The sequence below is a fragment of the Streptomyces aureus genome (assembly GCF_001418135.1).
GTDB classification, from domain to species: Bacteria; Actinomycetota; Actinomycetes; order Streptomycetales; family Streptomycetaceae; genus Streptomyces; species Streptomyces aureus_A.
In genome coordinates, this window is the sequence record NZ_LIPQ01000577.1 from 1 (window position 1) to 9,620 (window position 9,620).

10 protein-coding genes and 1 pseudogene are annotated in these 9,620 nt (G+C 72.4%); 4 read left to right on the plus strand and 7 right to left on the minus strand.

The window, feature by feature from the left end; genetic code table 11:
• A pseudogene (locus tag AOK00_RS39815) lies at positions 1 to 253 on the minus strand (hypothetical protein); the annotation flags it as partial.
• A gap of 161 nt (positions 254 to 414) precedes the next feature.
• On the opposite strand from AOK00_RS39815, the gene AOK00_RS34340 reads away from it, so the two are divergent.
• The 3 genes from AOK00_RS34340 to AOK00_RS34350 all read left to right on the plus strand — a co-directional run bounded on the left by AOK00_RS34340 (position 415) and on the right by AOK00_RS34350 (position 3,421).
• A complete protein-coding gene (locus AOK00_RS34340; protein WP_055604051.1) occupies positions 415 to 1,320 on the plus strand; it encodes an N-acetylmuramoyl-L-alanine amidase in 906 nt (301 codons plus the stop codon).
• A gap of 109 nt (positions 1,321 to 1,429) precedes the next feature.
• Entirely contained in the window at positions 1,430 to 2,287 is an 858-nt protein-coding gene (locus AOK00_RS34345) for a DUF5336 domain-containing protein (RefSeq protein WP_079042344.1), read from the plus strand.
• A 123-nt stretch (positions 2,288 to 2,410) separates the two neighbouring features.
• On the plus strand, positions 2,411 to 3,421 hold the full coding sequence (locus AOK00_RS34350) for an LLM class F420-dependent oxidoreductase (protein WP_055604053.1): 1,011 nt from the start codon (positions 2,411 to 2,413) through the stop codon (positions 3,419 to 3,421).
• A 13-nt stretch (positions 3,422 to 3,434) separates the two neighbouring features.
• Here AOK00_RS34350 and AOK00_RS34355 read toward each other — a convergent pair whose 3' ends face one another.
• From AOK00_RS34355 to AOK00_RS34370, 4 genes are all read right to left on the minus strand, one after another.
• On the minus strand, positions 3,435 to 3,995 hold the full coding sequence (locus AOK00_RS34355) for a hypothetical protein (RefSeq protein WP_055604054.1): 561 nt from the start codon (positions 3,993 to 3,995) through the stop codon (positions 3,435 to 3,437).
• A 121-nt stretch (positions 3,996 to 4,116) separates the two neighbouring features.
• Complete coding sequence (locus AOK00_RS34360; protein WP_055604055.1) at positions 4,117 to 5,208, minus strand: prenyltransferase; 1,092 nt, start codon at positions 5,206 to 5,208, stop codon at positions 4,117 to 4,119.
• On the minus strand, positions 5,205 to 5,939 hold the full coding sequence (locus tag AOK00_RS34365) for a class I SAM-dependent methyltransferase (RefSeq protein WP_055604056.1): 735 nt from the start codon (positions 5,937 to 5,939) through the stop codon (positions 5,205 to 5,207). The genes AOK00_RS34360 and AOK00_RS34365 overlap by 4 nt, the downstream gene beginning before the upstream one ends.
• Before the next feature lie 172 nt (positions 5,940 to 6,111).
• Positions 6,112 to 7,455 carry a glycosyltransferase family 4 protein gene (locus tag AOK00_RS34370; protein WP_055604057.1) on the minus strand — a complete coding sequence of 448 codons (1,344 nt, stop codon included), beginning with the start codon at positions 7,453 to 7,455 and terminating at the stop codon, positions 6,112 to 6,114.
• Positions 7,456 to 7,682: 227 nt separating this feature from the next.
• Here AOK00_RS34370 and AOK00_RS34375 point away from each other — a divergent pair, with 227 nt between their 5' ends.
• Positions 7,683 to 8,312, plus strand: a complete 630-nt coding sequence (locus AOK00_RS34375) for a TetR family transcriptional regulator (RefSeq protein ID WP_037639037.1) — start codon at positions 7,683 to 7,685, stop codon at positions 8,310 to 8,312.
• A 99-nt stretch (positions 8,313 to 8,411) separates the two neighbouring features.
• On the opposite strand, the gene AOK00_RS34380 is transcribed toward AOK00_RS34375, so the two are convergent.
• Together AOK00_RS34380 and AOK00_RS34385 are read right to left on the minus strand one after the other, a co-directional pair.
• On the minus strand, positions 8,412 to 8,921 hold the full coding sequence (locus tag AOK00_RS34380) for a hypothetical protein (protein ID WP_254047607.1): 510 nt from the start codon (positions 8,919 to 8,921) through the stop codon (positions 8,412 to 8,414).
• 117 nt (positions 8,922 to 9,038) lie between these two features.
• A partial coding sequence (locus tag AOK00_RS34385; protein ID WP_055604059.1) for a hypothetical protein occupies positions 9,039 to 9,620 on the minus strand: 582 nt, incomplete at its 5' end.

Here is a 9,620-nt window from a genome sequence, read left to right on the forward strand (position 1 = left end):
CCCGCGCCCGTGGCCCCCGCGCCTCCCAGGGCGCGGGGGCCACGGGCGCGGGGGCCACGGGCGCGGGCGTGGCCGGCGCGCCGGAGTCCGGGGCGGGCCGGTCCGCGGCCGCGGACCGCAGCATCCGGGTCGACGAGTCGAGCGAGCCCGCCTCACCGGGCTGGTACGGCTGGTGCGATCTGTCTGACGCGTCGTCCTGCACAGGCCGGTCCGACGGCTCGGGACGTGCGTCGTTCGGTTCTTCCCCCACCACGGTTCCCCCTCGTGGGTCCATGCGCGGTGACACCCCACCGTCGCCTTTTGCACCTACCCTTCACGGTCTGCTCACACGCGTCCACCGTTCCGCGAAGCGGTGACCAACCTGCGACGTACCCGCTGCGGGATTTCGTCCCGTACAGGGCCTAGAGTCGCCAGGTGCCGTACGACCACCGGAAGACCACCCGCCGCACCCGCACCCGTACCCGCGGCCTCGCGCTCGCCCTCGCCGCCACGGGCTGCTGCGCCGTACTCGCCGGATGCGGGGCCTCGCAGGCCTCGCAGCCGGACGGGAAGGCCGCGGAGAGCCCGGAGGCCTCGTCCTCGGTCCCGTCCGGCGGCGCACCGGCCGAAGCGCCGGGCGGAGCACCGGGCACCCGGGAGGCGACCGCCTCCCTCGCCGGGCGGACCGTCGCCCTCGACCCCGGTCACAACCCCGGCAATTTCCGCCATTCCCAGGAAATCAACAAGAAGGTGAACATCGGGACAAACCGCAAGGAGTGCGACACCACCGGCACCTCCACGAACGCGGGATACACCGAGGCCTCCTTCACCCTCGACGTCACTCACCGGCTGCGGGACCTCCTGACGGCGCGCGGCGCCAAGGTGGTCCTCACCCACGACGCCGACCGCCCCTGGGGTCCCTGCATCGACGAACGGGCGCAGATCGGCAACGCGGCCCGCGCGGACGCCGTCGTCTCCGTCCACGCGGACGGCTCCGCCGTCGGCAACCGCGGCTTCCATGTGATCCTGCCCGCACCCGTACGCGAAGGATCCGCCGACACCACGAAGATCGTCGGCCCCTCCCGCGAGCTCGGCGAGCGGATCGCCGACCGGTTCGCCCGCGCCACCGGTACGGCCCCCGCCAACTACCTCGGTTCCGGTACCGGGTTGGACGTCCGCGACGACCTCGGTGGACTCAATCTCTCAACCGTGCCCAAGGTCTTCGTCGAATGCGGCAATATGCGTGATCCGAAGGACGCACAGCTGCTCACGTCGGCGACGTGGCGACAGAAGGCCGCCCAGGGGATCGCGGACGGCATCGCCACCTACCTCGGGGGGTAGAACCCGCGGGCGATAGATTCGCTCCGTACGATGGGGCAGCTCCGTGCCATCCCCCGTGCCATGACCTGAGCGCCACCCCGACGCGACGACCCGACGAAGGACTTCTTACGTGAATATCCGCTCCCTCACCCGAGGCGATGGCGTGCTGATCGGTGCAGCGGTGGTGCTGTTCATCGCCTCGTTCCTCGGCATCTCCGGCTGTGACGGACCTGAGGCGATCTGCGACCAGATCGAGAACCCGAACTCCTGGGAGGTCTCGTACCTCGGCTGGGGCTCCTTCTTCCTGGGCATCGCCGGTGCCGCGCTCGTCGTCTTCTCCCGCAGCCTGCCGGAGCAGCGCAAGGTGGCCGGCCTGGAGCTCGGCCAGGTCGGCGCCGCGTTCACCATCGCCTCCGCCTGGACCCTGCTGATGTGGGTCTTCGAGGCGAACAACGCCGGAGCGGGCCTGATCCTCGGCCTGATCGCCGCCCTGGTGCTCGCCGCCGCGGCCGTCGCCGGACCGATGGTCCCGGCCCTGAAGGCCCCGCTCGTCGGCGCGCCCAAGCCGCAGACCCCGCAGCCGTACGGCATGCAGCCGGGCCAGCCCGGCCCGCAGGGCGTCCCCGGCGGCTACGGCTACCCGGGCGCGCAGCACCCGCAGTACGGCGGCCCGCAGGACCCGTCGCAGGGTGCGGGCCAGCCGTTCGGCGCTCAGGCCGCCGCCCCGCAGCCGCAGGCCGCGCAGCAGCCCGAGCCGCAGGCCCAGGCCCCGCAGGCGCAGCCGGCCGCAGGCTTCGAGCCGTTCTGGTTCGCGGTTCCGGTCGCCCGTCCGCTGTACGCGGAGGACGGCTCGCAGGCACCGATCGCCGAACTGGCTCCGGGTACCTGGTACCTGGCGGTCGAGCAGCGCGGCGCCACCCTGGTGGCCCAGACGCAGGACGGCCGTCGCGGTGTCCTGCAGGACACCACGGGCATCCAGCGCGGCTGATCCGCCCCGGCGGCACGACCGACGGCCCCCCGCCCGGAAGCGAATCCCTTCCGGGCGGGGGGCCGTTGGCGTACAGTCCCCGCATCCACCCGAACTGACGGATCGTCAGAAAGGATGCGGGGCATGCGACTCGGACTCGCCCTCGGCTACTGGGGCCGCGGCCCCTCCCCCGACCGTCTCGACCTCGCCCGCGAGGCCGAACGGCTCGGCTACGACTCGGTGTGGACGGCGGAGGCCTGGGGCTCCGACGCCTTCACCGCGCTCACCTGGATCGCCGCCCACACCAGCCGGATCAAGCTGGGCACCGCCGTCGCGCAGATGGCCGCCCGAGCGCCCACGACCACCGCGATGCACGCGCTCACGCTCGACCACCTCTCCGGCGGGCGGGTCATGCTCGGCCTCGGCCTGTCCGGGCCGCAGGTCGTCGAGGGCTGGTACGGACGCCCCTTCCCCCGCTCCCCGCTGACCGCGACCCGCGAGTACGTGGACGTGGTCCGCCAGGTGCTGCGCCGCGAGGCCCCGGTCCGGCTCGACGGGCGCCACCACTCCCACCCGTACACCGGCTCCGACGGCACCGGCCTCGGCAAACCCCTCAAGCCGATCACCCATCCGCTCCGGGCCGACCTCCCGGTCCTCCTGGGCGCAGAGGGGCCGAAGAACATCGCGCAGACGCTCACGATCGCCGACGGCTGGCTGCCGCTGTACTGGTCCCCCGAGCGCTGGTCCGAGGTGTACGCGCTGCCCGAGCGGCTCCCGGAGGGCTTCCTGGTCGCTCCCATGGTCCGCGCCCAGGTCTGCGACGACGTGGCGGCCGGACTGCTGCCGGTCAAGGCGATGCTCGGCTTCTACATCGGCGGCATGGGCCACGCGGCCCGCAACTTCCACGCCGACCTGATGGGGCGGATGGGGTACGAGAAGGAGGCGAGGCGCGTCCAGGAGCTGTTCGCCGCCGGGCGGCGCGAGGACGCCGTCCTCGCGGTCCCGGACGCCTTCGCGGACGAGATCTCCCTGGTCGGGCCCCGGCGGCGCATCGCCGAACGGCTGGACACATGGCGGCGGGGCCCGGTGACGGACCTCCTCGTCACGTCACCGGACCCCGCGACCCTCCGCCTGCTCGCGGAGCTCAACGCGTAGCAGGCGTCCGGCGTCACCCGCCGCTGAGCTGGGAGGCGCTGGGGACCTTCTCGACGACTTCGGCGCCGGCGCTCCTGCCGGCGTCCTTCACGCTGTTGATGACGTTCTCGAAGGCGCCGACGTCCGCGTCGGCGACCTCGCCCTTGCGGAGCTTCGTCCCGAGCTCCTTGAGCGACTCGATCCCGGCCGTGAGCGGCGCGACCGCCTTCGACAGCAGCGGGTCGCCCTTGGCGTTGTTCGTCGCCGCCTTGAGCCGGTTGTACGTGAACGCGCCCGCCAGGCCCGCCTTCACCAGGGCCAGGGTCCGGCCGTCCGCGCCCTTCTTGAACCTGCCCGCGCGGTACGGCTTCACGATCCACTGGTACGTGGCCCCCGCCGCCAGACCCGCGTTGGCCACGAACCGGGTCTTGGCGAGCTTCTGCTGCTCGAAGGTGGCCGTACCCGTCGGGGTCGCGGCGCTGCTCGCGTTCTGCACGTCGTCACCGCCGCACCCGGCCGTGGTCAGCAGCAGGGCGCAGGCCAGCAGCAGCGCCACGACGCCACGGGAAACGGAGCGGGACACGGGTCTGGGCACGACGGGACCTCCCTGGGGCTGGTGGCGCCAGCCTCACCCCGGCCCCGCGCACCCGCCACCCGGGCGGCTCCGTACGGGTAGGAGGCCCCGGGCCCGGGCCCGTACGGCCGCCCGCTCCCGCTCAGACCCCGCAGCAGTCCGGTTCGAGGCCCGTCGGGAGGCGTTCGCCGCCGAAGACGGCGACGGTCGCCTCCTCGCCACCGAGGGCGGCCACCGCGAGCAGCAGGGAACCGGCCGTCCAGGCCGTCTGCTCCTCGGGCCACACGGCCCGGTCGCTCTCCGTCTCGCCCTCGAAGACGTACCCCGTCCAGTACATGCCGTTCCCGGCGCGCAGGTGCTGGATGTCCTGGAGGATGGTGAGGGCCCGGTCCGACTCCCCCATCGCCCAGAGGGCGAGGGCGAGTTCACAGCTCTCGCCGCCGGTCACCCACGGGTTGGGGATCACGCAGCGCACACCGAGGCCGGGTACGACGAACGTGTCCCAGTCGGCCTCGATCCGGGCCTTCGCCTGTGAACCGGTGACCGCGCCGCCGAGGACCGGGTAGTACCAGTCCATCGAGTAGCGCGACTTGTCGAGGAAGCGCTCCGGGTGGCGGCGGATCGCGTGACCGAGCGCCCCGGCCGCCAACTCCCAGTCCGGCTGTGGCTCTTCACGGGTCTCGGCGATGGCGAGGGCACAGCGGAGCGCCTGGTGGATCGACGAGCTTCCGGTGAGGAGCGCGTCGTTCACCGGCGTGCCGTCGGCCTCGCGCTTCCACCCGATCTGACCACCGGGCTGCTGGAGCCCGAGGACGAACTCGACGGCCGCGTAGACGACGGGCCACATCCGGTCGAGGAAGGCGTCGTCGCCGGTCGAGAGGTAGTGGTGCCAGACACCGACCGCTATGTACGCGACGAAGTTGGACTCCCGGCTGCGGTCGGTGACCTGGTCGGGCTCGCCGTCGTGGTACGCCGCGAACCAGGAGCCGTCGCTGTTCTGGTGCCGGGCGAGCCACTCGTAGGCGCGGGCGGCGGCGGCGTGCTCACCGGCCGCGTCCAGCGCCATCGCGGCCTCGGTGTGGTCCCACGGGTCGAGGTGGTGGCCCCGGAACCAGGGCAGGGCGCCGTCCTCGCGCTGTACGGCGAGTATCCCGGCGACGGTCTCCGCGGCCTGCTCGGCGGTGAGCACCCCGGGCAGGACGAGATGCTCGGCGATCCGCTCGGGGGAGGTCACTGGGAGTCGACCTTGGGCTGGTGGGGCTTGGTCGCGTACGCCACGAAGCTCTTGCCGACCACCGGGTTGAGCAGCTGCTCGGCGACCCGGGTCAGGGCGGGCTTCTTCATGATGTCCCAGACCAGGAGCTTGTGGTACGCCCGGACCGGCAGCGCCTTGTCGTTGTCCACGCCGAAGGCGCACTTCAGCCACCAGTACGGCGAGTGCAGCGCGTGCGCGTGATGGGTGCCGTACGGCTTGAGTCCGGCCTGCCGGATCTTGCCGAGGAGCTCGTCGGCCTTGTAGATGCGGATGTGACCGCCCTCGACCTCGTGGTACGCGTCGGAGAGCGTCCAGCAGATCTTCTCGGGGCCGTATCGCGGGACGGTGATCGCGATCCGCCCGCCGGGCTTGAGGACGCGGACCATCTCGGCGAGCACGCCCTTGTCGTCGGGGATGTGCTCCATGACCTCGGAGATGATGACGACGTCGAAGGACTCGTCGGGGAACGGCAGGTTGAGCGCGTCACCCTCCATCGCGGTGGCGGTCGCGCCCGCGGGGGCCTCGCCGGCCTCCTTCATGGCCGCGAACCACTTGGCGACCTCGCGGATCTCCTCGCCGTTCTGGTCGAGGGCCACGACCTGCGCACCGCGCCGGTAGCACTCGAAGGCATGCCGGCCCGCACCACAGCCCAGATCGAGCACACGGTCGCCGGGGGCGAGCGGGAAGCGGGTGAAGTCGACGGTCAGCACGAGGTCCTGCTTTCGCGAGGGGTGGAAGGTTGTGGACAGGCACCGCCGCCTGGTCGCGGGCAGGCGTTCCGCAGGGCGACGGGGGTCCCCCCTGCGCGAGCGGAGCCGAGAGCTGGGGGGAGGGCGGGCGCAACCCCACCAACGGGCTGCGCCCGGCGACGAAGGCGGGATGTCACCGGCGTGCCCCGGCTCCCTGACGGGCGACCGCCTCGCGGTACAGCTCCGCGGTGCCCTGCGCGGCCTTCGCCCAGGTGAAGCGCTCAAGAACCCTGGCACGGCCGGCGCCGCCCAGTCGGGCCCGGAGCGCCGGATCGTCGAGCACCCGCCCGAGCGCCGCGGCCAGCGCCCCCGCATCCCCCGGCGGCACCGCCAGGCACGTCTCCCCGTCGGACCCGGCCACCTCGGGGATCGCACCGCCCGTCGTCGCGACGAGCGCCGTCCCCGTGGCCATCGCCTCCGCCGCCGGCAGCGAGAACCCCTCGTACAGCGACGGCACGCAGGAGACCTGCGCGGACCGCACCAGGTCGACGAGCTCCGCGTCGCTGATGCCCTTGACGAACTCGACGGCCCCGGCCAGTCCGTACCGCTCGATGGCCGCGGCGACCGGGCCGTCCTCGGCGCGCTTGCCGACGACGACGAGGTGCGCGTCCGGGTTCTCGGTGCGGAGTTTGGCGAGCGCCTCGATCAGGTGGATGAGGCCCTTGAGCGGGACGTCGGCGCTGGAGGTGGTGACGATCCGGCCGGGGACCTCGGCGACGGCCGGGTCGGGCGACCACAGGTCGGTGTCGGCGCCGATGTGGACGACCCGGATGCGGTCGTCGCGTACGCCGAGGTGGTCGACGATCTCCTGCCGGGAGGTGCCGGAGACGGTGAGCACGGACGGCAGTCGGCGGGCGACGCGCTTCTGCATGCGGGTGAAGGCGTACCAGCGGCGGACGGAGGCGCGGCGCTTCCAGTCGGCGGCGGCGTCGAGTTCGAGCTGCCGGTCGACGGTGATGGGGTGGTGGATCGTGGTGACGAGCGGTGCGCCGATCGCACGCGGGCCGCCGAGGAGCCCGTACCCGAGGGTCTGGTTGTCGTGGACGACGTCGAAGTCTCCGCGGCGGGCGGCGAGCATGCGCCGGGCCCGCAGGGAGAAGGTGAGCGGCTCGGGGAAGCCGCCGGTCCACATGGTGGCGACCTCGAGGGCGTCGATCCAGTCCCGGTACTCGTCGCGCTTCGGGGTGCGGAACGGGTCCGGCGAGCGGTAGAGGTCGAGGCTGGCGAGCTCGGTGAGGGTGGGCCCCGCCAGGGCCGCGCCGTCGACGACCGCGTCGAGTACGGGGTACGGCTGCGAGCCGATGACCTCGACGCTGTGGCCGAGGCGGGCGAGCTCGCGGGAGAGGTGCCGGACGTAGACGCCCTGACCACCGCAGAAGGGGTTCCCCTTGTACGTGAGGAGAGCGATCCGCAACGGTCTGTCACCGGCTGCGGTGACGCCCTGTCGGGGGCTTGCCTCTATGGCCTCAGCGGTCATGCGCGACCCCCTTCGAGCGTGGTTTCGCCGGAGCGTAACCGCTCGCGCTAATCTAGAACAAGTTACAGACTTGATCGTTCTTGATCTTCTGGCCTGATCTCCTTGATCTCTCAAGGAGGACAGAATCTACCGGCAGGTAGCTCTGTGGTGAGAGCCGGAACAGGTGATTCGCGCCACGGCGCCCGCACCGCCATACTGTCGCTCCCCACCGCACGGAACGGGACCTCATGACCGCAGACATCAGAGCGGACCACAGACCCGCGGCACCGCCCCTCACGGAGCGCCAGGAGGCACGGCGCCGCCGCATCCTGAACGCCAGCGCCCAGCTCGCGGCGCGGGGCGGCTTCGACGCCGTGCAGATGCGGGAGGTCGCGGAGGCGGCCGGGGTGGCCCTGGGGACGCTGTACCGCTACTTCCCCTCCAAGATCCACCTGCTGGTCGCGACGATGCAGGACCAGCTCCAGCACATGCACACGACCCTGCGGAAGCGGCCGCCGGCGGGCGCCGATCCGGCGGAGCGGGTGGCGGAGACGCTGATGCGCGCCTTCCGCGCCCTCCAGCGCGAGCCGCAGCTCGCCGACGCGATGGTGCGGGCGCTGACCTTCGCGGACCGCGGGGTGAGCCCCGAGGTGGACACGGTCTCGCGGCTGACGACGGCGATCATCCTGGACGCGATGGGCACCGAGCACCCGACCCCGGAGCAGCTCTCGGCGGTCCGGGTGATCGAGCACACCTGGCACTCGGCACTGATCACCTGGCTGTCGGGGCGCGCCTCGATCGCACAGGTGAAGATCGACATCGAGACGGTCTGCCGGCTGATCGACCTGACGGCGCCGGAGGCGGCGGCGCGCCGCTGACCGGACGCGCTCGCGCCGATGGCCGGTCTCCCGTCACCGACGAGACGCACCCGCGCCCCCGGCGGCTGACGTGCCGGGGGCGCGGGTGGTGTCGGCGGATCAGGACGAAGGCGTGGCCTTGTTGGCCGCCGTGAGGGCCGCCGCGCACTCCGGGCTGCTGTCGACGGCCACGAACATGACCAGCTTCAGCGGGCCGGCGGAGTGGTTGCTGGCCTGGAGCTGCCAGCCGCTCTTCTTCAGGGACTTGATCACCGAGCCGCCCTGCTCGGTCTTCCGCTCCTCGTTCCAGCCGCCCTTCGTCAGGGTCGCGACCGTGTCCGCGTAGGACTTCGCCGGGTCCTTCGCCTTCTCGGCGTCGGCCGTCCAGCTGACCATGCAGTCCTTGGCCTCGGCCGGAATCTGCTCACCCGAGGCGTCCTGCGTGAAGCCGGCCGCGGTCGCCGCGTCGGTGAGCTCCTTGGTGACCGCGGCCCCCGTGAGCCGCTCGCCGCCGGAACCGCCGGAGCCGCCCGTCGAGGACGAACCGGCCGAGGACGAGCCGCCCTTGTCCGTTCCGCCCTCGCTTCCGCAACCGGCTACCAGCAGCACCACACCGGCGGCCGCAGCCACCCACGTCACCTTGCGCACAACACTCCCAAATACGCACGTACGACGGCCTCTTGCCCCCGTTTTCCAGGGCACAGTTTTGCACGTGGGAACGGGCGATGTACGCAACGGCGCCTTTCGTCAGCCCTGTTCGGCGTCCTCCCCGAACAGGACCTTCTGCTCCTGCTCGGTGAACCGGTTCATGCACGCGGTCTCCGTCGCGTGCAGGGAGATCATCTGCACGCCCATCGACTGCTGCCCGCCGGTGTGCCGGGCGTACAGCACCCAGCCCCGCTTCCTGAGCGTGATCTGGAGCAGGTCGCCGCCCTTCTCGTCGAGCTTCTCCACCTGGCGCTCGCCCTGGACCCAGTCCTCACCGACGAGGGCGGTGACCGCCTTCTCGAAGTCGCCCCGCGATCCGTCGACGGGAGGGCCGACGTACTGCCACGCGGCGGAACAGGCGACGGCCCGCTCCTGGAGCCGCTCCCGCTCCGTGGACGGCGTGGGGCGCGGCGTGGAATCCGTGGGGGTCGCCCCGCCGATTCCCGGAAGGTCGGACTCCGGCAGCCCCGCCTTCTCGACGGCGGCGACGATCTCGGCGTGCGCCGTCTCACGGCCGAAGGCGGCGGGGGAGGGGCCGCCGCCTCCCCCTCCCCCGCCGCCTTCGGCCGTGAGACGGAGCACGCCGAGATCGTCGCCGCCGCCGAGAAGGCGGGGCTGCCG